The 24,799-nt window shown below is 56.1% G+C and carries 24 protein-coding genes; 11 read left to right on the forward strand and 13 right to left on the reverse strand.

Translation table 11 applies throughout. The features are described from left to right. Nucleotides 1–103 precede the first annotated feature (103 nt). From F8R23_RS03180 to F8R23_RS03195, 4 genes are all read right to left on the reverse strand, one after another. Nucleotides 104–1,318, reverse strand: a complete 1,215-nt coding sequence (locus F8R23_RS03180; RefSeq protein ID WP_129938102.1) for a glycosyltransferase family protein — start codon at nt 1,316–1,318, stop codon at nt 104–106. Then, nucleotides 1,311–2,141: a mannosyl-3-phosphoglycerate phosphatase-related protein gene (locus tag F8R23_RS03185; protein ID WP_129934715.1), complete on the reverse strand. Its 831-nt coding sequence runs from the start codon at nt 2,139–2,141 to the stop codon at nt 1,311–1,313. Before F8R23_RS03185 ends, F8R23_RS03180 begins: the two co-directional genes overlap by 8 nt. Before the next feature lie 231 nt (nt 2,142–2,372). Beyond that, nucleotides 2,373–2,705, reverse strand: a complete 333-nt coding sequence (locus tag F8R23_RS03190; protein WP_129934714.1) for a type II toxin-antitoxin system RelE/ParE family toxin — start codon at nt 2,703–2,705, stop codon at nt 2,373–2,375. Nucleotides 2,706–2,727: 22 nt separating this feature from the next. After that, nucleotides 2,728–2,961: a type II toxin-antitoxin system Phd/YefM family antitoxin gene (locus F8R23_RS03195; protein WP_012145071.1), complete on the reverse strand. Its 234-nt coding sequence runs from the start codon at nt 2,959–2,961 to the stop codon at nt 2,728–2,730. A gap of 182 nt (nt 2,962–3,143) precedes the next feature. Between F8R23_RS03195 and F8R23_RS03200 the strand changes: the two genes are divergently transcribed. The 8 genes from F8R23_RS03200 to F8R23_RS03235 all read left to right on the forward strand — a co-directional run bounded on the left by F8R23_RS03200 (nt 3,144) and on the right by F8R23_RS03235 (nt 11,157). Beyond that, nucleotides 3,144–3,971: a GNAT family N-acetyltransferase gene (locus F8R23_RS03200; RefSeq protein ID WP_244953373.1), complete on the forward strand. Its 828-nt coding sequence runs from the start codon at nt 3,144–3,146 to the stop codon at nt 3,969–3,971. A 246-nt stretch (nt 3,972–4,217) separates the two neighbouring features. Continuing rightward, nucleotides 4,218–5,090 (forward strand): MurR/RpiR family transcriptional regulator, encoded by an 873-nt coding sequence (locus F8R23_RS03205; protein ID WP_151415257.1) that lies wholly within the window; start codon nt 4,218–4,220, stop codon nt 5,088–5,090. Between the two features lie 18 nt (nt 5,091–5,108). After that, complete coding sequence (gene ddpX / locus F8R23_RS03210; protein WP_151415258.1) at nt 5,109–5,672, forward strand: D-alanyl-D-alanine dipeptidase; 564 nt, start codon at nt 5,109–5,111, stop codon at nt 5,670–5,672. A 35-nt stretch (nt 5,673–5,707) separates the two neighbouring features. Further along, nucleotides 5,708–7,258 (forward strand): ABC transporter substrate-binding protein, encoded by a 1,551-nt coding sequence (locus tag F8R23_RS03215; RefSeq protein WP_129934712.1) that lies wholly within the window; start codon nt 5,708–5,710, stop codon nt 7,256–7,258. A 48-nt stretch (nt 7,259–7,306) separates the two neighbouring features. Continuing rightward, nucleotides 7,307–8,323, forward strand: a complete 1,017-nt coding sequence (locus F8R23_RS03220; RefSeq protein WP_085116706.1) for an ABC transporter permease — start codon at nt 7,307–7,309, stop codon at nt 8,321–8,323. Nucleotides 8,324–8,328: 5 nt separating this feature from the next. Then, entirely contained in the window at nt 8,329–9,216 is an 888-nt protein-coding gene (gene ddpC, locus F8R23_RS03225; RefSeq protein ID WP_112349988.1) for a D,D-dipeptide ABC transporter permease, read from the forward strand. Next, nucleotides 9,216–10,220: an ABC transporter ATP-binding protein gene (locus tag F8R23_RS03230; RefSeq protein ID WP_129934711.1), complete on the forward strand. Its 1,005-nt coding sequence runs from the start codon at nt 9,216–9,218 to the stop codon at nt 10,218–10,220. Before ddpC ends, F8R23_RS03230 begins: the two co-directional genes overlap by 1 nt. Then, complete coding sequence (locus tag F8R23_RS03235) at nt 10,210–11,157, forward strand: oligopeptide/dipeptide ABC transporter ATP-binding protein (RefSeq protein ID WP_129934710.1); 948 nt, start codon at nt 10,210–10,212, stop codon at nt 11,155–11,157. The genes F8R23_RS03230 and F8R23_RS03235 overlap by 11 nt, the downstream gene beginning before the upstream one ends. A 12-nt stretch (nt 11,158–11,169) precedes the next feature. Here the strand turns inward: F8R23_RS03235 and lpxA are convergent, their stop codons facing one another. Both lpxA and F8R23_RS03245 read right to left on the reverse strand, forming a co-directional pair. After that, nucleotides 11,170–11,958: an acyl-ACP--UDP-N-acetylglucosamine O-acyltransferase gene (gene lpxA, locus F8R23_RS03240; RefSeq protein WP_129934709.1), complete on the reverse strand. Its 789-nt coding sequence runs from the start codon at nt 11,956–11,958 to the stop codon at nt 11,170–11,172. A gap of 295 nt (nt 11,959–12,253) precedes the next feature. Further along, nucleotides 12,254–12,535 (reverse strand): YjcB family protein, encoded by a 282-nt coding sequence (locus F8R23_RS03245; RefSeq protein ID WP_085116713.1) that lies wholly within the window; start codon nt 12,533–12,535, stop codon nt 12,254–12,256. A gap of 293 nt (nt 12,536–12,828) precedes the next feature. On the opposite strand from F8R23_RS03245, the gene mrdA reads away from it, so the two are divergent. Together mrdA and F8R23_RS03255 are read left to right on the forward strand one after the other, a co-directional pair. After that, nucleotides 12,829–14,754, forward strand: coding sequence for a penicillin-binding protein 2 (mrdA, locus tag F8R23_RS03250; protein ID WP_165367271.1), 1,926 nt, complete (start codon nt 12,829–12,831; stop codon nt 14,752–14,754). A 102-nt stretch (nt 14,755–14,856) separates the two neighbouring features. After that, nucleotides 14,857–16,575, forward strand: a complete 1,719-nt coding sequence (locus F8R23_RS03255) for a penicillin-binding transpeptidase domain-containing protein (RefSeq protein ID WP_129934708.1) — start codon at nt 14,857–14,859, stop codon at nt 16,573–16,575. A 45-nt stretch (nt 16,576–16,620) separates the two neighbouring features. Here F8R23_RS03255 and F8R23_RS03260 read toward each other — a convergent pair whose 3' ends face one another. Beyond that, nucleotides 16,621–17,859, reverse strand: a complete 1,239-nt coding sequence (locus F8R23_RS03260) for a hypothetical protein (protein WP_151415259.1) — start codon at nt 17,857–17,859, stop codon at nt 16,621–16,623. A gap of 442 nt (nt 17,860–18,301) precedes the next feature. Beyond that, nucleotides 18,302–18,514 (reverse strand): osmotically-inducible lipoprotein OsmB, encoded by a 213-nt coding sequence (gene osmB, locus F8R23_RS03265; protein WP_085116717.1) that lies wholly within the window; start codon nt 18,512–18,514, stop codon nt 18,302–18,304. A gap of 749 nt (nt 18,515–19,263) precedes the next feature. Here osmB and F8R23_RS03275 point away from each other — a divergent pair. Continuing rightward, nucleotides 19,264–19,398, forward strand: coding sequence for an AcrZ family multidrug efflux pump-associated protein (locus tag F8R23_RS03275; RefSeq protein WP_099061955.1), 135 nt, complete (start codon nt 19,264–19,266; stop codon nt 19,396–19,398). Between the two features lie 39 nt (nt 19,399–19,437). Here the strand turns inward: F8R23_RS03275 and F8R23_RS03280 are convergent, their stop codons facing one another. The 5 genes from F8R23_RS03280 to F8R23_RS03300 are packed head-to-tail and all read right to left on the reverse strand — an operon-like array spanning nt 19,438 to nt 24,718. Next, entirely contained in the window at nt 19,438–20,199 is a 762-nt protein-coding gene (locus F8R23_RS03280; RefSeq protein ID WP_112349760.1) for an amino acid ABC transporter ATP-binding protein, read from the reverse strand. Then, nucleotides 20,196–21,113, reverse strand: a complete 918-nt coding sequence (locus F8R23_RS03285) for an amino acid ABC transporter permease (RefSeq protein ID WP_129934706.1) — start codon at nt 21,111–21,113, stop codon at nt 20,196–20,198. The genes F8R23_RS03280 and F8R23_RS03285 overlap by 4 nt, the downstream gene beginning before the upstream one ends. Beyond that, complete coding sequence (locus F8R23_RS03290) at nt 21,110–22,024, reverse strand: ABC transporter substrate-binding protein (protein ID WP_129934705.1); 915 nt, start codon at nt 22,022–22,024, stop codon at nt 21,110–21,112. The genes F8R23_RS03285 and F8R23_RS03290 overlap by 4 nt, the downstream gene beginning before the upstream one ends. Before the next feature lie 19 nt (nt 22,025–22,043). Further along, nucleotides 22,044–23,381 (reverse strand): LLM class flavin-dependent oxidoreductase, encoded by a 1,338-nt coding sequence (locus tag F8R23_RS03295; RefSeq protein ID WP_099061959.1) that lies wholly within the window; start codon nt 23,379–23,381, stop codon nt 22,044–22,046. A 17-nt stretch (nt 23,382–23,398) separates the two neighbouring features. Continuing rightward, the gene (locus F8R23_RS03300; RefSeq protein WP_151415260.1) at nt 23,399–24,718 is read right to left on the reverse strand and encodes an MmgE/PrpD family protein; all 1,320 of its coding nucleotides are present in this window, start codon (nt 24,716–24,718) and stop codon (nt 23,399–23,401) included. Nucleotides 24,719–24,799 lie beyond the last annotated feature (81 nt).

A 24,799-nucleotide genomic window follows, 5' to 3' on the forward strand; every position in this document is an offset into this window, starting at 1 on the left:
ATTAGGAGGGATTTGTTGAGCAGAGTAATAATAACACCGGTTATCAGGCGTTGCTGGGCGAAATCAGTGAACAAAAGTAAAACCCGCCAAACGGCGGGGGCGTTTACTGCTGATTATCTTGCTCCACGGCGTCATACAGCTGCTGCAGAATGTCCGGGAAGGCAGACTGTACGCGGTTCCAGCTCGGCACAAAAGGTTTGTCACCGGGATTTTCGCTAAAGGCGTGACCCGCCTGAGAAATGACACGGGAGAACAGCTCGACTGCCGATTCTTCACTGTGACGATCGAAGCCCAGACCGTTCATTTTGGCGTCGTGCTCGAAGGCGTCGATCATATCCAACGCGGTGCGGTAATAGGTGGCGCGCAGTACACGGAAAGAATCACTGGTGATCGGCACCCCCTGGATCGCCAGCTTGCGATACAACGCCTTGGTAATGTCGCTCGCCATACGTTGCAGGCCGGTGTTCGGGTCATCCTCTGACATTGGCTGATGCTTGTGGTCGTAATGGTCGGCGATATCGACCTGGCAGATGCGGTTGGTGGCGGTATTACGGTGGATCTCCGACAGCACGCCAATCTCCAGCCCCCAGTCGCTGGGAATACGCAGATCATTGAGGATATGGGTACGCATGGCGAACTCGCCGGAGAGCGGGTAGCGGTAGCTGCGCAGATAGTCGAGAAAATCCGAGTTGCCATAAACCTTTTGCAGTGATTTCAATAGCGGAAACACCAGCAACCGACCCACGCGGCCATTCAGCTTGCCGCCGGCCACCCGGGCGTAATAGCCCTTGCAGAAGTCGTAATGAAACTGCGGATTTGCCACCGGGTACAGTAAGCGCGCCAGCATGCGACGATCATAGGTGACAATGTCACAGTCATGCAGTGCTACACAGCTGCTGCGGCGCGATGCCAGGGTATAGCCGACGCAGAACCACACGTTGCGGCCTTTGCCCGGTTCGTTGGGTGCCAGTCCTTCGGCGCTGAGCTGTTCGGCAATCGCCGTCAGGCGCGGCCCATCATTCCACAAAATCCGGTGGCGCTGTGGCAGGCGCGAGAAGAAGGCTTTGGCGTGCAGAAACTGCTGATGGTTGGCGCGATCCAGGCCAATCACGATTTCCTCGAGATAGGGCACCTGTGCCAGCGTATCGACGATCTTGTCCAGCGCCGGACCTTCCAGTTCAGAATAGAGCGAAGGCAAAATCAACCCCATGGTGTTGCGGCCGGAGAACACCTGCAGCTCATATTCCAGCTCGGCCAAGTCACGTTGGGCCAGATTGTGGAAGTTGGTGATGATGCCATCCTGATAAAATTCACTCATGCAGAGATCTCCCGTTAAGCAGAAAATGATCCAATCCTTCGCACCAGCCCTGTGGGCCTTGCTGTTGCGTGCGGTACAGCCGGCCGGAGAAGTCGTTCGGTAAGTTAAGCGGTTGGGCCTGCTGGCCGCGGATCAATACCGCCAGATCGCTGGCGTGCAGCAAGGAGAGATCATTGGGGCCATCGCCCAGACTGAGGGTGGTTAAAGGTTGACGCCGAATTAATTGATAACGCACGGTCAGCCAGCGGGCAGCATTGCCCTTGCTGACCTCTCGGCTCATCAGGTGATAAAAGCGCCCCCCCTGGGTCAGATGCAGGTCGTGTTGCGCCAGCAGGGTGCGAAAGTGTTCAAGTTGGCGATCGGTGCCTGCCCAACGAAGCGGTTCTGAACCGGCACGTTGCCGTGCCTGGCGGGCTTGCGTCAGGGTTAAGCCGGTCCAGCCTGCCACCGTCGCGGCATCCACATCGGCAAATCCCCGAAAGGCGAAACCGGTCTGGTGGCGCAATGCCCGCAAGGTTGCCGTCAGGCTGTGGTAATCGACCCCCAGGGTTTTCGCCGGGTAGTCGGGTTGGTCGTGCCATCCCTCGGGAAAGACAATCTGCGCGCCGTTTTCGGCGATAAATGGCCAGTGGCTCAGCCCCAGTTGCTGTTGCAACGTGCAGACCTCGGCGGCGGTTTTACTGGTGGTGATGATCAGCGGCGTTTGGGCCAGTGCCAGACGATCCAGCCAGGGCTGCGCCGCTTGCCAGCGGTAGCTGTGGTGATCCAGCAGTGAACCGTCCAGATCGGTAAAAATTAACAGGTCGGGACTCAGTTTCAGCATTTCATCTCCATTCTATCGTGCACAATTCGCTGATAAATAGGCGGATTACTTTGTTTTAACGCGGGATAGCAAGAGGGGGATTTATCGCCGCACGCACCTTAAAACTGTGATGCAAATCACAATTAACCCTAACGGGTTATCGGCGAGGGTGCAAGTTTTGGCCACCGCGGGTGGCAGGGAACCTTTGCTTTTGCGTGGCAAAATGAGGGAATATCAGGGAGCCCGGTGGGCTTAGGGCGCAATCAGTCGATTGAATAATATTTGCTGAATATCCTGCTTTTGTGCAAGAAAAGCGTGCACGGTAATGAGTGAGTCTTCGAGCGAATAGATGACGCGATAGCCATTTACCGTATTACATTCACGGTATTTATCGCAGCCAATCTTTAAAAGTTCAGGACATATCTGACAATCGGTTGAGAACTGACTTACCCTTGCTTCAAACGCATTGATGATTTTGCCCACGACAGGGATCGGAGGGACATTATTGGCTTTAAGATGACGGATAATCTCGACCAGGGTGCTTTTTGCCGTTGCGGTATACTCAATATCAAGCTGTTCCTTCATGCGACATCTCCTTTTTACCGCATTAGTTATCTATATCAGCCAGTAACTGGTCGCGGGTATAAACTTTCCCTTCTTTTTTGTCTTTTTCAGACAGCGTTAGCAATTTAAGCAGGGCAATAGCGTCATCCCGTTGCTTGCGCTCTTCATAAGACTCGATCACATAAGCCGGTGTGCCATTTTGCGTAACCAAAATAGGTTCAGACAAATCTAGCGCGGCGGCATGTTTCTTTACATAGCTAATGGTTTCAACTTTCATACTGATCTCCTTGCAGAACGAATGTGTCAAATTTAGTCCATATTAAGGCCACAAGCAATGCGCCAGACAGAACCAAATCTGATACTTTGTGATAGGGCGATTCTCGCCACCCACTGACCCTATGTTTATTGAATCAGGAGGCAAACGTGCCCCAGGAAAATCAGACTATTAAGTTGCGCCCCATGGTCGAAACAGATCTGCCGGCCGTATTCGAGCTATCACAGCAGGTGCAGTGGCCCCATCGGCTGGAGGATTGGCAGCAGGCGTGGTTGTTGGGGGGAGGCGTAATTGCCGAGGCCAGCGGTGAGGTAGCAGGTTGTGCGCTACGTTGGCTGTGGGGCGAACACCGTGCCACGCTGGGGCTGGTGATTGTCGCGGAGCAGCACCGTGGGCAAGGCATCGCCAGGGCAATGATGCAGCAGTTGATGGCGCCATTGAGCACTTATCAGCTGCAATTGGTGGCAAGCGATCAGGGCAAGCCGCTGTATCAGCAATTGGGGTTTGTCGAACAAGGCCCTCTGGCGCAGCATCAATGCCGGGAGTTGCCGCTACGCGATGCTGCACCTTTGCCAAATGGGCTAAGTCTTCGTCCGGCTTTGCCTGCGGATATTGCCTTACTGAGTGAGTTGGATTTACTTGCCAGTGGCATGCAGCGTCAACCGCTGTTGGTAGCGTTATTGGCAGGTGCCGGGCAGGCGCTGGTGCTCGAGCGGCAGGGGATTGCCGTCGGTTTTGCCCTGCGGCGTCGTTTTGGTTATGGCAGCATGATTGGCCCGGTGGTGGCGTCAGATCCTGCCGATGCGATCGCCTTGATTGACGCCCTGTTCCAACCCTGCGGTGGTCAGTTCGTGCGGGTGGATACGCCTCAGGGCTGCGGCCTTGGCCCATGGCTGAACCAGCGCGGTCTGCCTTGCGTGGATACGCCCACAATCATGGTTCGTGGCACGGGCCATAGACCGGATTGTTCTCTTGCGCAGACTTTTGCACTGGTTTCGCAAGCCTGGTCATGAAATTGAAATTAAGGGTTCACGGCGGTGCATTGCCAGATGCATTGCCCAAATGTTGTGCAATAGTTATCAACTGATGACCATGTTGTAACCGCAGGTTCTGCCGTTCCTGCACCGCCGTCCGCCGTCGCGCGAGAATTTTTCCCCAGTAGTCCGCAATTGGCACAGGCCATGCATTGTCATCATCAGTCTCTGTTACCTGAGTAACAGAAGGTGGTTTGGTGACAACTCAACAACAGCGGGCGAACTATGGCAGAGCATCCTGATGTGATCGCGCAAATAGAAGCGTCATTTGCGGTACAGACCCCGACCGGCAAACGCATCGCCGGTTACCTGCTGGCCAATCTGGCGCAGGTGCCGTTTGAAACGGCCGACAGCATCGCCCGCAGCACCGCCACCAGTGGTATATCGGTGGGGCGCTACCTGCGCAGCCTGGGTTACCGCAATCTTGATGATTTGAAACGCACGCTGCGTGAACAGGGGACGGCACTGTACCAGCCCTGGGGCGTGACCGATCGTCTGGGAGCTTATCGCCAACGGCGTGAACAGCCGCAACCGCAAAAGCTTCGTCAGTCGTTAACGCTGGAACTGGAGGCGATCGAACAGGTTTATCAATTGGCCGGTGGCGAAGCCTTTGCTCAGGTCAGCCGACAGTTGGCGCAGGCGGAAGCGGTATTTGTTATCGGCATTCAATCAACGCGCGGCATCGCCAACGCCTTCTACAGCCACCTGGAGTACCTGCGCCCCAAGGTCTACTACGCCGACGGATTATCCGGCACCTATGTGGAATCACTCAACTCTGAGTTCAGCACGCCTTATCTGGTGCTGACCGATACCCGCGCTTATTCCACTATCGCCCAGAAATTCTGTCAGGCGGCCTGCGCACGTGGGCTAAGGCTGGCGCTGATCACGGATATTTACTGCCCGTGGGCACGGGATTACCCGATTGACCTGCTACAGGTGAAAACCGACACCGGCCAGTTTTGGGATTCGCTGGCGCCGTTCAGTTGCCTGTTCAACCTGTTGTTGTCTTCGGTGTTGGAACAGGGCGGCACAGCGGTGGAACAACGGCTGGCCAACAACCGCAGCCTGCAAAAAGAGCTGGGGCAATTTGAATCTTAACCGCTATGGGAAAACGTAATGAGTGACAATGTAACTTTAATCGATCTGGCTGAGGCCTTTCCCGGGCTGCCGATCGATTTGAAATACGCCAGCGCCGACAATCTGACCGGCCGGGCGATTTACCTGGAGAACCGCTGCCTGTTGCATCCCGATGCGCTACCGGGGCTGCAGCGCTGCCTGTTGGCGGCGAAGCTGGCCGGTTTTTCCTTGCTGGTGTTCGACGCCTATCGGCCGCAGCGGGCGCAGGCGCTGCTGTGGCTGGCCTGTCCGGACCCACAGTATGTCATCAGCACGCAAACCGGTTCGCACCATAGCCGCGGCGTGGCGATCGACGTGACGCTACTGGATGCCGACGGCGCGGCACTGGATATGGGCACCGCCTTTGATGAGATGAGCGAAGGCTCCCACCCGTTTTACCCAGATTTTCCTCCGGAGGTGCAGCGCAACCGGCTGCTGCTGAATGCGGTGATGGCTGCCGGAGGTTTTCGCGGTATCGCCAGCGAATGGTGGCACTTTGAGCTGCCCAACGCCGGGGATTACCCGCTGCTGGCCGATCGCTTCGGCTGTTTTTCTTACGATTAAAACAACACACATTCAACGCATCAGGAGCTTTGTTTATGAATAAGATCAAATACGCCGCTCTGGCGGCTGCAGTGACGATGGGCCTGGCGGTAATAGGTCAGGCGCAGGCGGCGGTCCCCAAGGACATGCTGGTAATTGGCAAGGCGGCCGACCCGCAAACGCTGGATCCGGCGGTCACTATTGATAACAACGACTGGACGGTGACTTATCCGGCTTACCAACGGCTGGTGCAGTACAAAACCGAAGGCGGCAAAGGCTCGACCCAGGTGGAAGGTGAGCTGGCCGAGAGCTGGACGGCTTCTGACGATCAGCTGGTCTGGACCTTTAAACTCAAACCCGGCAACAAGTTTGATGATGGTTCGGACGTCAATGCCGAAGCTGTGAAGTGGTCGTTCGAACGCCTGATGAAGATTGGTCAGGGCCCGTCCGAAGCTTTCCCGAAAGATTTACAGGTCACGGTGGTGGCTCCGCTGACGGTACGCTTTACCTTGAAAACGCCGTTTGCGCCGTTCCTGTACACCCTGGCCAACGACGGGGCCGGTATTGTTAACCCGGCGATTGCCAAGGCCAATCCGGCGGATGAGGGTAAAGCCTGGCTGGCCAACCACAGCGCCGGTTCTGGTGCTTACAAGTTGGATCGTTGGCAAAAAGGCCAGCAACTGGTGCTGGTGCCGAATCCACATTACAGCGGGGCTAAACCGGCGTTTAAACGCGTGACGGTGAAAATCATCGGTGAAAGCGCTACCCGCCGTTTGCAATTGACACGCGGTGACCTGGATATTGCCGAATCGCTGCCGATTGACCAACTGACGGCGCTGAAGAGTGAAAACAAGGTGGCGGTCAATGAGTATCCGTCGCTGCGGGTGACCTACTTATATCTCAACAACGGCAAAGCGCCGCTGAATCAGGTTGATCTGCGCCGCGCCATTTCCTACGCGGTGGATTACCAGGGCATGGTGAAGGGTATCCTCGGCGGCAATGGTAAACAGATGCGTGGCCCGATCCCTGAAGGCATGTGGGGTTACGATGCCAACGCGCAGCAATACAGCCAGGATGCGGACAAGGCCAAGGCGGCTCTGGCTGCGGTGAAGGATAAACCCGCTTCACTGAACTTCCTGTACTCGATCAGCGACCCAAACTGGGAGGCGATTGCGCTCTCGGTGCAGGCCAGCCTGGCGACAGTAGGCATCAACGTCAAACTGGAGAAACTGGCCAATGCCACCATGCGTGACCGCATCGGCCAGGGGAATTACGACATCGCCATCGGCAATTGGAGCCCGGATTTTGCCGACCCCTACATGTTCATGAACTATTGGTTCGAATCCGACAAGAAAGGCCTGCCGGGCAACCGTTCGTTCTACAGCGATCCGCAGGTAGACGCGCTGTTGAAGAAAGCGGTTTCGGTGTCCGATCAACAGGTGCGTACCGGCGATTACCAGGCGGCGCAGAAAATCGTCATCGACCAGGCGGCCTATGTTTACCTGTTCCAGAAAAACTACCAGGTGGCGATGAACAAAGACGTGAAGGGCTTTGTGTATAACCCGATGCTGGAGCAAGTGTTCAACGTTGGGCAGATGAGTAAGTAATCTTCTTCGGGCAGCCGTTTGGCTGCCCCTGCACCATGGGAAATCGCTATGAACGTTTGGAGCCTTATCCGTCAGCGTTGCTGGGGGTTGGTGCTGGTGATGTTCGGGGTGTGCGTGATCACCTTTACCATCTCGCACCTGATCCCCGGCGATCCGGCGCGGTTACTGGCCGGTGACCGTGCCAGCGAGGAAATCGTCCAGCACATCCGCCAGCAACTGGGCCTGGATCAGCCGTTATATGTGCAATTTGGCCGCTACGTGCTGGATCTGCTGCATGGCGATCTGGGTACTTCCATCCGCACCGGCCGCCCGGTGCTGGAGGATCTGCGTGCTTTCTTTCCCGCCACGCTGGAGCTGGCTTTTTGCGCCTTGCTGCTGGCAATAGTGCTGGGGGTGCCGCTCGGCGTGGTGTCGGCGGTTTATCGCAATAAATGGCCCGATCATCTGGTACGACTGCTGTCGGTAACCGGCATCTCCACCCCGGCATTCTGGCTGGGGCTGGGCGTCATTATCCTTTTTTATGGCCAACTGAATCTATTGCCCGGCGGCGGCAGGCTGGACGACTGGCTGGATCCGCCCACCCATATCACCGGCTTCTATCTGCTGGACTCCCTGTTGACCGGCAACGGCGAAGCATTCTGGAACAGCCTGCAGCATCTGATCTTGCCCGCGCTGACGCTGGCGTTTGTTCACCTCGGGGTAGTGGCGCGGCAAATCCGCTCGGCGATGCTCGAACAACTGGGGGAAGATTACATCCGTACTGCGCGCGCCAACGGCCTTTCGCACTGGCGAGTGGTACTGGGTCATGCATTGCCGAACGCGTTGATCCCCTCGGTAACGGTGTTGGGGCTGGCATTGGGAGATCTACTCTACGGTGCGGTGCTGACCGAAACGGTATTCGCCTGGCCGGGCATGGGCGCTTACGTGGTGGATTCTATACAGGCGCTGGATTTCCCGGCGGTAATGGGCTTTGCGGTGGTGGTGTCCTTCGCCTACGTGATGGTTAATTTGATTGTCGATCTGCTCTACCTGTGGATCGACCCGCGAATGGGGCGCGAGGGATAATGACGATGACTCAAATCGAACAACCGCCGGTGACACAACCGACCTTACGTTTTATCAGCCTGCGTCGTGCCTGGTATCGGGTGCGGCGTAGCCCGCTGACGCTGTTGGGCGCCGCCATAATGATTGTCGTGCTGTTCCTGATGCTGTTCTCACCGTGGCTGGTACCGCACAACCCGGATGCGATTGACCTTACCGCACGTTTGCTGCCGCCCTCTGCCAACCACTGGTTCGGTACCGATGAAGTGGGCCGAGATCTGTTCAGCCGGGTGCTGGTCGGCAGCCGACAGTCGGTGGCCGCCGGGCTGGCAGTGGTGGTGCTGGCGGGGGGGATTGGCTCGCTGCTTGGCTGTTTCTCCGGCGTGATCGGCGGCACGGTCGATGCGTTGATCATGCGTTGCATGGACATCATGCTGTCGGTGCCTTCGCTGGTGCTGACCATGGCGCTGGCGGCGGCGCTCGGGCCCAGCCTGTTCAATGCCATGCTGGCGATTGCGGTGGTGCGCATTCCGTTTTATGTCCGACTGGCGCGTGGCCAGACGTTGACGCTACGCCACCAGGCCTACATGCAGGCGGCGCGTACCTTTGGCGCTTCCCGCTGGCACCTAATCGGTTGGCATGTGCTGCGTAACGTAATGCCGCCGTTGGTGGTTCAGGCGTCACTGGACATTGGCACCGCGATCCTGATGGCGGCTACGCTGGGCTTTATCGGCCTGGGTGCCCAGCAACCGACCGCTGAATGGGGTGCGATGGTGGCCAACGGCCGTAACTATGTGCTCGACCAGTGGTGGTATTCAGCCTTTCCCGGTACGGCGATCCTGATCACCGCCACCGGCTTCAACCTGTTCGGCGATGGTCTGCGCGACCTGCTGGATCCTAAAGCTCGGGGGCGCTGATGAGTGAAACTACCGTTTTATCTATCGATGAGTTGCAACTGGAATTTCCGGTCTACGGCGGCAGCGTCAAAGCGCTTAACCGTGTCTCACTGCAGGTTAAGGCCGGTGAGATTGTCGGCGTGGTGGGCGAGTCCGGCTCCGGCAAGTCGGTGACCGCGATGATGACCCTGCGTCTGCTGGCGGAGGACGGCTACAGCGTGACCGGCGGTTCGCTGGAGATGTTGGGTACCGACGTACTGAAGGCCAGCGAGCGACAAATGCGCCAACTGCGGGGCGCCAGGGTGTCGATGATTTTTCAGGAGCCGATGAGCGCGCTGAACCCGACGCGCAAGATTGGTCGCCAGATGTGTGAAGTGATCCGCCTGCATCAGCGGTTATCGGCGGCAGCGGCCCGTGACAAGGCGATCCAACTGCTGCGGGAGATGCAAATTGCCGATGCGGAGCGGGTGATGGAGCGTTATCCGTTTGAGCTGTCCGGCGGTATGCGCCAGCGGGTGCTGATCGCCATGGCATTCTCCTGTGAGCCAGAGCTGATTATCGCCGACGAACCCACCACCGCACTGGACGTCACGGTGCAGCGTCAGGTGCTGCGTTTGTTACAGCAGAAAGCGCGCGCCAGCGGTACGGCGGTGCTGTTTATCACCCATGATATGGCGGTGGTGTCGCAGCTTTGTGACCGGGTGTATGTGATGTACGCCGGGCACGTGATTGAAAGCGGGGTTACCGCCAGAGTGATTGAACACCCGAGCCACCCGTATTCCATCGGGCTGTTGCTGGCGGCACCGGAGCGCGCCGAACCGCGCAGCCTGCTGCGGGCTATTCCCGGCACGGTACCCAATCTCAGTGCGTTGCCGCCGGGCTGTGCCTTCAGCAACCGCTGCCGCCACGCCGACGCCCAGTGCCAACAAACACCGTCGCTGCTGCCATTAGCCGCTGAACCGACCCAGCGGGTGGCCTGCTGGCATCCGCAGTCAATCGAACTGGAGGTAAGAAATGAACCTTGAAGCGCTGCTGGAATTGCGCGACGTGCGGCTGCGCTTTCCCGCCAGTTATAACTGGCGCGGTAAGCCGCGAGAGTATGTGCATGCGCTCAATGGGCTGGATCTCAATATCATGCGTGGGGAAACCCTGGGCATCGTCGGCGAATCCGGCTGCGGCAAAAGTACGCTGGCGCAGTTGCTGATGGGGTTGTTGAAGCCCAGCAGCGGCGAACTGTTGCGTGCACGTAACGAAGGTTCCTGGTTTGGCAGCGGCATGCAGATGGTGTTTCAGGATCCGCAGTCGTCGCTCGATCCACGTCTGCCGGTGTGGCGCATTATCACCGAACCTGTGTATGTACAGCAGCATAACAGCGTGATGCAGCGGCGAGCACAGGCGGCAGAACTGGCGCAACAGGTCGGTCTGCGACCGGAGGCGATTGACCGGTTGCCGCACGAGTTTTCCGGCGGGCAGCGCCAGCGCATTTCCATTGCTCGTGCGCTGTCCTCACAGCCGGATATCATCGTGCTGGATGAACCGACCTCGGCACTGGATATCTCGGTGCAGGCGCAGATCCTCAATCTGCTGGTGGAACTGCAACGCCAGCGCAACCTGACCTATGTGCTGATCTCGCATAACGTCTCGGTGATTCAGCACATGAGCGACCGGGTGGCGGTGATGTATCTGGGGCAAATCGTTGAGTTGGGGCCGACCGCGCAGGTACTGCGCCAGCCGCAGCATCCTTATACCCGGCTATTGCTGGATTCGGTGCCCCGCGCCGGCCGTTCGCTGAGCGACAGTACCATTGAAGATCGCAAGGGCGAACTGCCGGGCAACCGCCAGTTACCCCAGGGCTGCTTTTTCCGTGAGCGCTGTCCCTACGCTGGAGAAGGCTGCCAACTGCCACAAAACCTGCGTGTCAATCTGGCAGGCACGGCGGTGCGTTGCCATAAGGTGGCATAACGGCCTCTTTGATCAACGGATAATACCGCGCGTCGAACGTGTAAAAAAATCGTTGAACAGGCTCAACAGCGGGTATTCCACGCTGAGGTGAATGATTTCTTGCCGGACGTCCTCCAGTGCCATGGCCCGGTGGTAGATCATGTCATACAGCGAGTGAATCACCCGCTGCTGTTGCGGGTCGGCGGCCAAAAAAGCCGGTGCGGACAGGTGTACACCACCGGGTTTGGCGCGCTGCCCCGCAGCCAATACGAAAGGCGGCAGATCTTGCACCGCCAGGGAGTGGTCGTCTAAGCGCGCATGGGCACCGATAATGCAAAATTGATGTATCGCGCACCGGGCGCCGATCCAGGCGGCATCGCCCAGTTCAACATGCCCGGCCAAACCGCTGTGATCGCCGAGGTAAGTGCCGTCACCGATGATACAGTCGTGGGCCACATGCACATTGTCGCGCAGATCATTGTCATTACCGATAATGGTTCGCTGGCAGCCTTGCAGCGTCCCGCGATGCAGGGTGGCATATTTGCCGATGCGATTGCGATCGCCGAGGGTTAGCGTGGTTGGCTCACCAGCATATTTCAAATCCTGGCTGGCTTCGCCGATCGAGGAAAACGGGCCGATGACATTGTCACGGCCGATACGTGTCAGGCCATTAATCACCGTATGCGAGGCGATTGAGGTGCCTTCACCAATCTCAACGCCGGCAGAAATGTAGCAAAAGGGGCCGATACGCACGCGGGCACCGATAATCACGCCGGGCTCAATCACGCTGTTGTCGGCAATACGGGCAGAGGGAGAAATCATGGCGCATCCTGATGGCGGCGCGTGGCTATCCATCAGCCAGGCCAGTCATCGGTTAATTATTAAGCCGGATTCTGGATTAATTAAGGGGGGAACAGGAAAGTGTGGCAGGAAGTTTGCCTTCCCGTCGGTGTGACAAGGTTGTCTGGGGCCAGCATAAGCCGGTAGACGCCTTAGACTGCTACTTTATATTTTATTTATTTTGTGAACCTTTAGGTAATAACGGAATGTTACCACCGGCGGTAAACAGAAGATCAACAACAGGCAAAACGGTCACGCTTTGCCTGTTCATTCAGGCTCAGGGCATGGGCCAGTCGGTGGGAGTGTTGCTGACGACTTCGACATACATGTCCCAGGCGTGGGACCAGAAAAGCACAAAACCTTCCTGACTGAAGCTGATGCCCATCAAGCCCATGACGAACCAGCAGGTGGTGAACAACCCCAGGCTGCTGAACATAAATGCCATACCGTTGCGGCTGGTCTTACGGCAAACGACGTTTAGCTGGCTGGCCATAAACATCATAACGGCGCTCAGTAACTCCCAGCGCATCATAATAAAACCTGTGGCAATGGCACTCATCGAACATGGTCCTTGGGAAAAGCCGCAACCGACAGGGCGCCGGGAGGTTTATGCGGGCAAAAATGGAATAATGTGATCTGCGTCACATTGTAGCACTGGCGCAAACGGCGGCTCAATCCCTGAGCGGGAGAAAAATCGGCATTTGGTAACATTCCAACATGCTGAAACATTTATGTCATTTCATTAGCAACCTTTTAATGGGGCACCTTCGGCAATAACGCTATGCTTGCCGACTTTTCACTGCCCTGATTTATCTTGGGAAAGTGTGACGTCAGACAGGTAACTCGCCACGCATGGCCCTATTACAAGATAAAATTCGTGACCATTCCGCAGAGGAAATGCTGTTTATCCGCCGTGCCAGTGTGGCTATGGTGCTGGTTGTCGCCTGTTTTGGTGTACTGGTCGCCAACCTGTACCGTTTGCAGATTAAACAGCATGGGTTTTACCAAACGCGATCTAATCAAAACGACATTAAAATGGTGCCGATTGCCCCTAGCCGCGGGCTGATCTTTGATCGCAATGGCACCCCGCTGGTGCGCAATATAACGTTGTATCAAATCCAGATCATTCCCAGCAAAATCGACAATATGACCGCGCTGCTGCAAGAGCTGACGCCGATTGTCGATCTGACCCCCGAAGACATCACCGCCTTTCGCGATGACATGCACCACAATGGCCGCTATAAGCCGGTGACGCTAAAAAACGGCCTGACCGAAACGGAAGTAGCGCGCTTTGCCGTCAATCAATACCGCTTTGACGGGGTAACCATCGATACCTATCAGCAACGTGAATATCCCTATGGTGCCGAGCTGGCGCATGTGGTGGGTTATGTATCGAAAATCAATGACGGTGATTTGAAACGGTTGGATAAAGAAGGCCTTAGTGAGAACTACGCCGCCGACCACAATATCGGCAAGCAGGGCATTGAGGCTTACTATGAGTCTGAGCTGCACGGTACCACCGGCTATCAGGAAGTGGAGGTGGACAACCACGGCCGGGTGATACGCCTGCTGAAGGAGCAGCCACCGCAGGCCGGCAAGAATATCTATCTAACGCTCGACTTGCGGTTGCAGCAGTACATTGAATCCGTGTTGAAGGGGCAGCGTGCGGCGGTGGTGGTTGAGGATCCGCGTGACGGCGGCATTCTGGCGATGGTGTCCAGCCCCAGTTACGATCCCAACCCTTTCGTGAAGGGCATCAGTTATCCCGCTTACAAGTCTCTGCTGGCTAACCCTGATTTACCGCTGATTAACCGCGTTACGCAGGGGCTGTATCCACCGGCCTCCACCGTGAAACCCTACATGGCCACTTCTGCGCTGTTTGCCGGGGTGATCACCCCCAACACCACTTTCTTTGGTGCCCCGACCTGGACCTTGCCGGGCACCCAACGCCGTTACCGTGACTGGCTAAAAAGCGGCCACGGCATGCTGAACGTGACCAAGGCGATTGAAGAGTCTGCCGATACCTTCTTCTATCAGGTGGCATATGAAATGGGCATTGACCGTATTCACAGTTGGCTGAGTCAGTTTGGTTACGGTCAGGCGACCGGGATCGATCTTAATGAAGAGTATCGTGGCGTGCTGCCAAGCCGTGAATGGAAGCAGCGGGTGCATAAAAAACCCTGGTACCAGGGTGACACCATCTCGGTAGGGATTGGCCAGGGGTATTGGGTCGCCACGCCGATCCAGATGGTGAAGGCATTAACCACGCTGATCAATAACGGCAAGGTGAAAACACCGCATCTGCTGTATTCGATGAAGCAGGGCAACCGGGTCAGCCGCTATCAGCCGCCGGTACAAACCGCGCAGATTGGTGATGCCAAATCACCGTATTGGGACATCGTACGCAACGGCATGTACGGCATGGCCAACCTGCCGAACGGCACCGGTTACAAGTTGTTCCACACCGCGTCATACCAAATCGCCGCCAAGTCCGGCACTTCACAGGTGTTCGGTCTGAAAGAAAATCAGACCTATAACGCCAAGATGATCCCAGTGCGGCTGCGTGACCATATCTTCTATACGCTGTTCGCCCCCTATAAAAATCCGCGGGTGGCCATGGCACTGATTTTGGAAAACGGCGGCGGTGACGGCGTGGTTGCAGGGCCGACCGCCCGGGCGATCCTCGACCATATTTTCGACCCGGCTAATGCGCCACAGGCTGCGGACGATCGGCAAGTTAAACCGGAGTTAAACGACAGTGCGGACGTGCAACCGTAAACGCGTTTGTTTTTACTTTCTTACAAACTGCAATCTTCTAAAGATTTTTGTCAGGGTAGACTGAAATCATTACATAACTTTAATAAAAACGCAGGGTTAACAGTGGCGCCATCAACAAAAAAAAGCGGTAAAAATTATTCCACCCTTCGCTTTGGCTGGATTTGCGCCGGGATTCTGGTGTGCTTTTTCCTGCTGGCGTTCCGGGTCGGCTACTTACAATTGCTGGAGCATCAGCAATTGGCCGACCAGGCGGATCAGCGTTCGATCCGCACCCAGGTGCTGCCGACCAACCGGGGGATGATCACCGATCGCAATGGTGAAGCTTTGGCCGTCAGCGTGTCTTCAAGAGACATTGTGCTGGATCCCAAGCATATTCTCGATACCCATACCGATCTGACTAATGAACGTTGGCAGAGTCTGGCCACCGTGCTGAAAATGCCATTGACCGAGGTGCAGAAGCTAATCCAGACTAACGCCCATAAGCGATTTGTCTATCTGGCGCGTAAGGTTGAAGATGATAATGCCAACTATATCAGCAAGCTGCATTTAACCGGTGTCAGCACGGAGCAGGACTTCAGCCGCTTTTATCCGATGAGTCAGGATGCCGCCGGGTTGATCGGTATTGTCGGGCAGGACAATCAGGGGCTGGAAGGCATTGAGCTGGGCTTTAACCACCTGCTGCAAGGCAAGAACGGCGTCCGCGTCTACCAGAAGGATGGCAGTGGGGCGGTGATTGGCGTGATCAAAAACGTCGACCCTGTGCCACCGCCGAACGTCACGTTGAGCATCGATAAATTCATCCAATACGTGTTGTATGCGCAGATCCGCGACGGTGTGGTGGCGAATCAGGCCGACTCCGGCTGTGCGGTGTTGGTGAAGGTGAATACCGGCGAAGTGCTGGGCATGGCCAGCTACCCGTCATTTAACCCAAACAACTATGCCAATACGCCAACGAAAGACATTCGTAACCTGTGTAGCAGTGACAGCTTCGAGCCGGGCTCCACGGTGAAACCGATTGTGGTGATGGTCGGGCTGGAGCACCACTTGATTAAGCCGGATACCGTGCTGGATACCACGCCTTACCGGGTCAACGGTCACCTGATCAAGGACGTGGGCCACTGGTCGAAGCTGACCATTACCGGCGTACTGCAAAAATCCAGTGATATTGCCGTTTCACACATCGCACTGGCGTTGCCTGCCACCGTACTGCCGGCGGTTTACAAAAGTTTTGGTCTGGGGCTGCCAACCGATCTGGGCATCGGTAACGAGAGCAGCGGCTACTTGCCGCAGCACCGTGAGCGCTGGGCGGATATCGAACGCGCAACCTTCTCCTTTGGCTATGGGCTACGTGTGACGCCGCTACAAATGGCGCGTGAATATGCCACCATCGGTTCCTATGGGGTTTATCGACCCTTATCGATCACCAAGGTCACTCCACCGGTGATGGGACAACGCATTCTGCCGGAAGATACGGTAAAAACCGTGGTGCATATGATGGAAAGTGACGCCTTGCCGGGCGGCAGTGGCCTCAGCGCCGCCGTGCCGGGTTACCGGTTGGCGATTAAAACCGGTACCGCCGAGAAAATGGGAACCAACGGGAAATACGACGGTGGTTATATCAACTACACCGCCGGTGTGGCCCCGGCCAGCGATCCTCAGGTGGCACTGGTGGTGATGGTCAACAACCCGAAAGCCGGTAAGCACTTCGGTGGTTCGGTGGCCGGCCCGGTGTTCGGCAAAATTATGGCCCAGGTACTGGAGCATATGAACATCCTGCCTGATGCCCAGCCGCTGAATGTGGTATCTCAGGTTAAGGGGTGACACAAAACCCCCTCGATGGAGGGGGCGCAGGCCTTGTCGAGCGGATCAGAAGTAGTAGCCGATGTTCACGTTGGAACGGAAATACCATTTATTGCTGCCGGAGGACTGGGTGCTGGTCCAGCCGGTGGCGTTTTCGGCGCCACCCCAGGGGTTGGCGTTTTGCGCCCAGGTCAAATCAACCCAAACCATCACCGGCATGGCGAAGATCTGTACTCCCAGGGTATTCATTTTAGAGTCTGACCCGCCGTCCTTATCCTTCCACAGCATGCTGTAGTCGTTATAAAAGCGCAGTTTTTTTACCGGTCCCCAGGGCACTTCGACATCGCGTGCCAGGTTAATCGACGCGGTAGTGGCCTGGGCCGGAATCAAATAGGCTGGGGTCAGGCCGTTGCCGCCCATTAAAATCACCGAGTTGTTTGCCCCCTCAGGCCCCTTGGCATCATAAGAATAACGGATAACCTGAGTCGACAGATGCCATGGGGCGTGGTTCACCAACGCGTGCAGGCCTGCCGCCAAGAAAGAGCCATTATCCCCGGTGGCATGATTATAGAGCCGGGAGCCCGCCAGCGAGCCGCCGAGCTCGTTGTTCCAGTCACCCTGATGGAACTCACGCGTCAGACGCAGGTTAACCTGGTCGCGTTTCTCGTTGGATTGCAAATGCTGCGAGCCGTAGTTGGTGTTTTTCAGATCGTCATAATTGCCCACCTCCGGCGCATAGCGCACGCCTGCCGGCATCATGCGGGGAAAATAGGCTGCATCGAACGCCCAAGCATTGTCATGGTATTGATATTTGGCACCCAGCCCGTTATTAACACCGAAACCGAGGTAAAACGGGATGCCGTAGGACCAACCAAACTGCGGATAGGGTTGCAAACCAAAGGGTTTGAAAGGCGCGCCAAGCTGTAGGTCCGAGTTGCCAGTCAGGTGATAACCGACATAAGCACGGTCGATAGCGTATTTCCGGTGATCCTGAAACCAAAAACCAGAATCAAAGAATGCGTCATTATAATTGGCGTTGGTGTCGATGCGGAAGGCATCAAAACGCAAGTGCGGCGGGTTGCGATAATTGCTACTACCCCAATCCTCATAGCGGTAATTGGCACGTAATGCTCCACCGATATCGATGTTTTTCTTATTATCTGTGCTTTGCCAATGAAGGTGAGGAAATATCGGGCTGCTCTTTTTTACCGGCGATCCGGTGACGAGATTATCCTTGCTTGGTGTAATGGTATTTGCGTAACTCATTGGTGATAAGAGTAAAGTTATGATGATGGCCTTACGCATGGTTTTCCCCTGATCAATACTGACTTTTTAAAAACGAGCGCGTTCCGCCATAAAATAATGGAAGCGTTGCTTGGGTTTTATATATGAGACAAGTTTTGGTTAAGTATTTATTATTTTAACTTTGAGTAAGTTTCAAATGTGAAACTTTGTTCCACATTTAATATTGGAACTATAATCCTGACATGGTGTAAGTCAAGAAATAAAAATAGCAGTGCGAATAAAGCGAACATTGCTCACGAAAGGTCAGTTGTCAGGTCATGGAAAGGTGAGGGAGTGTGCGGGTAGGACCCGAAATGTTATTCTGATTGGGTTTTATGAGGGGTAATAAAAACCACTACTGAGTTTCTTTAATATTAATAAATAATGGAATGGCATAGATTTCAGGTCGATTACTTTAAACAGACAATAACCGACCTGAAACTGATATTTCTTGCTGTAAATATCAGCGGCTGGTCTGGTGGCCGATGATGCCGCCCAACGCTGCACCACCCAAGGTCCCCAGCGTGCTGCCGTCGGTCAATACTGCACCACCCAATGCACCTACGCCGGCGCCAATAGCAGTGTTGCGATCGCGGTGAGACATATTCCCGCATGCAGTCACGGAAAGCGTTGCCATGATAACAACCATTACGCCTGCAGCACGTTTAATGTTCATAAGAGTTTCCTGGTAAAGTTGCCTAATTAACAGACAAAGAAAGCACTGATTAATCGGCCGGTAAAAGTTGAGATGAATGTATTCCTGCGAAAGAAATTAGAATAGGTAAATATTCTTAATTTTTAGCATTCGGATTTTGCCGAACGGCTTCCTGCATTCTTTATGACGATAAAATGAACAGCCTGACTGCAGGACTGAAACAATGGCATGTCACCGGCACTGGGCCGGTTAACAGGACTGGCCAGCAGATCTACACGAGTTACGAGCGAAATTGACAACGACATGCCTTGGTTTGCATTAGGGGGAAGAGACAGGGCCCTCTGCCCTCAAGAGAGGGTATTGAAGTTATTTTATAATGATTGTCTTAAAGTGAACTCAGAAACCAAATAAACCCACAGACCACCAGCCAAAATAAGCCACTGACAATAAATACGCCATGCCAGGCATAGCGTTCAAGCCACTGTTTTCAATATGAACAAAACCAGGGCGTTGATTCGTGCAGGAGAGGGCTGCTGGGAGTTCTGCCAGGATGGCGCAGCGTTTTTGAGCACGTGGCTTGAGGGACAATCGGCTTGCAGGAAAGAGCATTTTTTTGTATTGCGGTAATGCAACTGTGTAAGTTACATTAGCGATGTTATGGTGTGATCTGCATCACAGATTGAAATCAAGCAACAATAACCTTAAGAAAACTCAGGGAAATATTTCTTTTCTGAGAAGGCTTTTCTCTGCTTAAAAACCAGGTGACGACGATGTTAGAGATGATTGAGAGTTTGGCAACCGTGGTGGTCCTGGTGCCGGTAATGATAGCCGTGTTACTTGGCTCGATTTATGGCCTGGGTGAGCTGTGTAATCTTTTCTCCGCCATAGGCAAAAAGAAAGACTGAATTTAATGATCAGGGGGCGCAATGCCCCCCGACGCAGGTTTAGAGCACGGTAGCCAGAAAGTCACGCGTTCTCTGATGCTGCGGCGCATCCAGTACCTGCTGCGCAGTTCCCGTCTCCACCACTTTCCCTTGATCCATAAAGATGATTTGATCTGCCACCTCGCGGGCAAAACCGATTTCGTGCGTGACTACCACCATGGTCATGCCCGAATGCGTCAGGCCCTTCATTACCTGCAGCACTTCACCCACCAACTCAGGATCGAGCGCAGAAGTTGGCTCATCGAACAATAACACCTCGGGGTTCATCGCCAGTGCACGAGCAATGGCAACCCGCTGTTGCTGACCGCCAGAAAGCTCACGCGGCCAGGCGTGGATACGGTGTTCCAGTCCGACGCGGGTCAGCAGCGCTTTTGCCCGTTCCAGCACCACGGTTTTCTTTTCCTTTTTAACCAGCAGTGGCGCTTCGGTGACGTTTTCCAGCACCGTGCGGTGGGGGAACAGATTGAACTGTTGGAATACCATGCCAATACTTTTGCGTTGTTCGGCGACCTCACGTTCCTTCAGTTCATACAGTTGATGACCTTTTTGGCGATAGCCGATGAGCTGTTCACCCACGCGAATAGTGCCACCGTCGAGTTTCTCCAGGTGGTTGATGCAACGCAGCAGGGTCGATTTCCCCGAGCCGGAAGGGCCGAGGATCACCGTGACCGAGCCCGCCGGGATCTGCAGGCTGATATTCTTCAGCACTTCGGTGCCGGAAAAGGACTTCCGCACCTGATTAATCACAATGGCGGCGCTCATGATTCTGCTCCCTGTGCCTGGCTAACCGGGGCCTTACGGCTGCGGAACAGCCAGTTGCTGCCCGTGGCCTGGCTGCCCCGACCAAAGTAACGCTCAACGTAGTGCTGGCCGATCGACAAGATAGAGGTCATGACCAGATACCACAGCGTGGCGACCAGCAGCAGCGGGATCACCTCGTAGGTGCGCTGGTAGATGATCTGCGCCGAATACAGTACGTCCTGCAGGGCAATCACCGACACCACCGCGGTGGTTTTAAGCTGTCCGATCACCTCATTCCCGGCCGGTGGCAGAATTGTGCGCATGGCCTGCGGTAACACGACCCGCCACAGGATCTGCCCACGGCGATAGCCCAGGGCCTTAGCCGCTTCCAACTGACCGCTGCCGACGCTTTGGATACCGGCACGCACAATCTCTGCCGCATAAGCCGACTGATGCATTACCAGGGCGATCACCGCCGCGCTAAAGGTGCTGATAATGGTGTTGGTCGGCGCGCTGGCGACTTCGCCCAGAAAAGGGATCCACAGGCTGATACGCGGATAGAGCGCGGCAATGTTGTACCACAAGAAAAGCTGCACCAGCATCGGTACCGCGCGGAAGAACCAGGTATAGAACCAGCTCACTGCCACCAACACCGGGTTGGCCGACAGACGCATTAACGCCAACAGTACGCCACCGGCGAAGCCGAAGATCACCGAAATTACCGTCAGTTTCAGCGTCATGATCACGCCGTTGATAATCGAGTCTTCGGTGAAGTTTTCCGCCACCACCGCCCATTCGAAGCGCGGGTTGTGCACCATCGAATTGGCGATGATGCCCACGATCAGCAGCACCAGCAGCGCGCTGATCCAACGCCCATAATGCCGATGACCGACGATGCGCAGCCCGGCATCGTCGATGGGGTGTTGCCCACTCATTTTGCGATCTCTTCGTTGATACCGGCAGTTTTCACCGCACCAAAACCGATATCCCAGCCGTCGAGGATTTTCTGGTAGCTACCATCGGCAATCAGCGAGTTCAGCGCCGCCTGCACCGGTTTCACCAGTTCAGAGCCTTTTGGCAAGGCAATGGCGACGGTGGTGCCTTCAATGTTGATGTCGCCGGCCAGTGCCAGCGGCTTCACATGAGTAGCCTGGTAACGCAAGCCTTCATATGGGCCGAAGAACATCGGTACGCGACCGCTGATCACCGCCTGAACGCCGGCCGGGCGGTCGGGGAAGATCGGAATGGTGATTGCCGGTTTGCCGCCGCTGACGCATTGATCGCTGGCTTGCTGCAAACGGGTGATCTGCGAAGTGCCGGCACCGGCACCGACGGTCTGACCACAAAGCTGTGCCAAATCGGTATAAGGACCAAGTGCCGCATCTTTACGGGCAATCAGCGCCAGTTTAGAGGCATTGTAATAGCCGACGAAATCGACCTGCTGGAAGCGTTTTTTGTTGGCGTCGATGTTGGCCAGCGCCACGTCATAGCGGCCGGATTTCAGGCCGGGAATGATATTGTCGAAGCCGCCGGTATCTTTCCAATGGATCGCTACGCCAAGACGATCGGCAATCGCGCTCATCACATCAATTTCACGCCCGGCCAGCGTTTTGTTGTCTGTTTCATAGAAAGTGGTTGGCGGGGTATTCGGGTTGGTCCCCGCCACGATGTAACCGGCCTTTTTGATGGCTTCTGGCAGGCTGTCGTGCAGCGCAGGATCGGCGTTGGCCTTAACTGCGGCACGGAAGGGCACATCGCCTTCTGCCGCGAATCCGCTGGCCAGCGGAGCCAGTGTGCCAGCGGCCAACAGCAGGGACAGTGCGGTGCGTTTAATGGTGGTTTTCATTATAATATTCCCCAGTGAATTAAGCCGACTTAACGTTGGCGAAGTTGATTGCCGGTTGTGGCAGGCCCAGGTTTTCACGCAGGGTTGAGTACTGATATTCCTCACGGAACAGGCCACGACGGCGCAACTCCGGGATCACCAGTTCGACGAACAGCTCCAGTTGGTTCGGCAGCACGGCAGGCATGATGTTAAAGCCGTCAGCTCCTTGTTGTTCCAGCCACAGTTGGAAGTCATCGGCGATCTCTTCGGCGGTACCAACCACCACGCGATGTCCTCGTGAACCGGCGGCAACGGCGGCCAATTCACGCAGCGTCAGATTTTCACGCGCGGCCAGATCGGTCAGCAGTTTCACCCGGCTTTGGCCGCCTTCGGTCGCACCCACGTCCGGTACCGGGCCGTCAAGTGGGAAACCGCTCAGGTCAAAGCCAAAACGGGCAGACAACTGCTCGATACCATTGTCGATATCCACCAACTGATTGAGTTGGTACCAGGTTTCCTGTGCTTCGGCCTTGGTGCGGCCGATGATCGGCATCACGCCCGGCAGGATCAGCAAGTGATCCGGGTTGCGGCCGGCATCGGCGACAAATTTCTTCTGGCTGCGGTAAAACGCCTGGCCTTCTTCCAGCGTGGCGGCAGCGGTAAACACCACCTCGGCGGTTTCAGCCGCCAACTGCTGCCCGGCCGGTGAGGAACCGGCTTCGATAATCACCGGACGCCCTTGTGGCGAGCGCGAAATGTTCAGCGGTCCCTGTACCGAGAAATGCTTACCCTTGTGGTTGGCGGCATGGATTTTCTCGTCAATGGCGTAAACGCCGTTTTCTTTGTCACGCACGATGGCGTCTTCTTCCCAGCCGTCCCACAGTTTGTAGCTGGCCTGCAGAAATTCGCGCGCCACTTCATAGCGCTCGGCGTGCGAAGGCAGGTCGTCACGGCTGAAGTTGCGTGCCGCATCGCTGGAGAATGAGGTCACCACGTTCCAGGCTGCACGCCCGTGGCTGATATGGTCAATGGAAGCCATGGCGCGTGCCAAATGGAAAGGTTGGTCGAAAGTGGTAGAGGCGGTGGCCGCCAGCCCGATATGGCGGGTATTAACCGCCAGCGCGGCCAGCAGCGTCAGCGGCTCCAGGCGTGACATAGTCGACGGCAAACGGTGCACGCTGGTCGCCAGCGCATCGCCGACGAAGAACATGTCAAAGGTGCCTTCTTCGGCCTTTTGAGCGATCCAGGTAAACCAGTCAATGTCGGTCGGGGAACCGCTGGCACCGGCGGCACGCCAGCCGCCGACGTGGTGGCCGAGCGCCTGAACAAACAGGCCGAGACGTAATTGACGCGATGGTGTTGAAGGTGAAGTACTCATGATTATTCCTATATTTATTATTGGTTTAGTAATTTTATTAAGCGGAGCAGCGCCTCGGGTTGCGCTAACGCGCAATCATCCATCACGCTGTCGCTGTCCAGATGCGGCATCAGTTGCAGGATGCTGCGCAGCTTGGCGTTGACGTCGGTTTGGCGGGCGGCCGTTTGCCTTCTGGTGACAATGTCACTGAGTTGACGGCCATCATGCAAAGTTAAGGTCACGCGGTGGAAGCGTAACTCTGCATCCAGTTCATCCGGTGGGGCCGTCAGGTCGGCATGGCGTTCAACCCGCGCTGCCAGGGCGGCAATCACCGGGTCCACCGGATTTTCGCCGTAGTGCATCAGTGGTACGGATCCGCTGTACAGGGCATCGGCGATGACGTATTCCAGGCTGAAGCGTGCTTCAACCCCGTTTGACGGACGACGAATATAGGGAGCGGTATCGGCACCAGGCGGAAAACTGACCTGAATGTGGCTGATTACCGCAGGAATATCGGCAGGGGGAATACCTTGTTCGATCAAGCGATCACGCAGGTTGAATGCCGCTTCGGCGGCGCTGTGGGTGCCGCCGCAGGTCGGGTAGCGTTTAAACTCCAGACCCGGTTGCAGAATGCGCCACGGCGCGCCCCAGTCGATGGTCAACAACTCTGGCCGTTGCCTTCCGTCACCGTGCGATTGCAACAGGCTGTCTATTACGCCTTCCGGCTGGCCGGTAAAGTCCGCCTGCGCCAGCAGCACCGCATTGACCGCTGCACGCGCCGCCAATCCCGCGTGCAGCGGTTTAGCGGCCGAACCAAACTGACTGCGCAACCCGGCGGCCTGGGTGGCGGCCAGCCCGAGGGCGATCTGCGTTTGTTCGGGTGTCAGCTGTAAATAGCGTGCCGCTGCCGCACTGGCGGCCACCGCCCCGAGGGTAGCGGTGCTGTGAAAACCTAACTGATAATGCTGAGTCCCGGCCGCCAACCCCAATCGCCCGGCGGCTTCCACGCCGATCGCATAGGCGCTCAGCAGCGCATGTACATCAGGTGTATCGCCGGTCAGCGCCAGCAGCGCAGACAGCACCACCGTAGTTGGGTGGCCGCGTAGCGCGGGGTGATAATCATCAAAATCCAGTGAGTGGCTGACATAGCCAAAGTACAGCGCGCGGTTCTCTGCCCCGATGGGCGGGAATACCGATGTCACCGCCGCCAGGCCGCTGTCGGTGAGTGCGCCCTGGGCGACAGGCAATGCGCAGGCGAAATAATCCATCAGCCCGACACGGGCGGCCGACAGGGCGGAACCCTCGGGCTGGCTATTCAACACCAGACGGGCAAATTGAGCAGTAATTAGCAATGACAAGATATAAAACCTGATTTTTTATGCGGTTATGCACTGGACTGCGATTCAGATTTCATTGTGTGGTGATTTGAACGCACCCGA

It is taken from the genome of Serratia proteamaculans (assembly GCF_008830365.1).
GTDB lineage: Bacteria > Pseudomonadota > Gammaproteobacteria > Enterobacterales > Enterobacteriaceae > Serratia > Serratia proteamaculans.

Bases quoted from the DNA above. Each gene is read 5' to 3' on its own strand.
- mrdA (WP_165367271.1), top strand. From the start codon at position 12,829: ATGGCCCTATTACAAGATAAAATTCGTGACCATTCCGCAGAGGAAATG.
- F8R23_RS03260 (WP_151415259.1), bottom strand. From the start codon at position 17,859: ATGCGTAAGGCCATCATCATAACTTTACTCTTATCACCAATGAGTTAC.
- F8R23_RS03275 (WP_099061955.1), top strand. From the start codon at position 19,264: ATGTTAGAGATGATTGAGAGTTTGGCAACCGTGGTGGTCCTGGTGCCG.
- ddpC (WP_112349988.1), top strand. From the start codon at position 8,329: ATGACTCAAATCGAACAACCGCCGGTGACACAACCGACCTTACGTTTT.
- F8R23_RS03290 (WP_129934705.1), bottom strand. From the start codon at position 22,024: ATGAAAACCACCATTAAACGCACCGCACTGTCCCTGCTGTTGGCCGCT.
- F8R23_RS03215 (WP_129934712.1), top strand. From the start codon at position 5,708: ATGAATAAGATCAAATACGCCGCTCTGGCGGCTGCAGTGACGATGGGC.
- F8R23_RS03220 (WP_085116706.1), top strand. From the start codon at position 7,307: ATGAACGTTTGGAGCCTTATCCGTCAGCGTTGCTGGGGGTTGGTGCTG.
- F8R23_RS03190 (WP_129934714.1), bottom strand. From the start codon at position 2,705: ATGAAGGAACAGCTTGATATTGAGTATACCGCAACGGCAAAAAGCACC.
- F8R23_RS03285 (WP_129934706.1), bottom strand. From the start codon at position 21,113: ATGAGTGGGCAACACCCCATCGACGATGCCGGGCTGCGCATCGTCGGT.
- ddpX (WP_151415258.1), top strand. From the start codon at position 5,109: ATGAGTGACAATGTAACTTTAATCGATCTGGCTGAGGCCTTTCCCGGG.
- F8R23_RS03280 (WP_112349760.1), bottom strand. From the start codon at position 20,199: ATGAGCGCCGCCATTGTGATTAATCAGGTGCGGAAGTCCTTTTCCGGC.
- F8R23_RS03235 (WP_129934710.1), top strand. From the start codon at position 10,210: ATGAACCTTGAAGCGCTGCTGGAATTGCGCGACGTGCGGCTGCGCTTT.
- F8R23_RS03205 (WP_151415257.1), top strand. From the start codon at position 4,218: ATGGCAGAGCATCCTGATGTGATCGCGCAAATAGAAGCGTCATTTGCG.
- F8R23_RS03295 (WP_099061959.1), bottom strand. From the start codon at position 23,381: ATGAGTACTTCACCTTCAACACCATCGCGTCAATTACGTCTCGGCCTG.
- osmB (WP_085116717.1), bottom strand. From the start codon at position 18,514: ATGAACATTAAACGTGCTGCAGGCGTAATGGTTGTTATCATGGCAACG.
- F8R23_RS03195 (WP_012145071.1), bottom strand. From the start codon at position 2,961: ATGAAAGTTGAAACCATTAGCTATGTAAAGAAACATGCCGCCGCGCTA.
- F8R23_RS03185 (WP_129934715.1), bottom strand. From the start codon at position 2,141: ATGCTGAAACTGAGTCCCGACCTGTTAATTTTTACCGATCTGGACGGT.
- F8R23_RS03230 (WP_129934711.1), top strand. From the start codon at position 9,216: ATGAGTGAAACTACCGTTTTATCTATCGATGAGTTGCAACTGGAATTT.
- lpxA (WP_129934709.1), bottom strand. From the start codon at position 11,958: ATGATTTCTCCCTCTGCCCGTATTGCCGACAACAGCGTGATTGAGCCC.
- F8R23_RS03180 (WP_129938102.1), bottom strand. From the start codon at position 1,318: ATGAGTGAATTTTATCAGGATGGCATCATCACCAACTTCCACAATCTG.
- F8R23_RS03200 (WP_244953373.1), top strand. From the start codon at position 3,144: ATGGTCGAAACAGATCTGCCGGCCGTATTCGAGCTATCACAGCAGGTG.
- F8R23_RS03245 (WP_085116713.1), bottom strand. From the start codon at position 12,535: ATGAGTGCCATTGCCACAGGTTTTATTATGATGCGCTGGGAGTTACTG.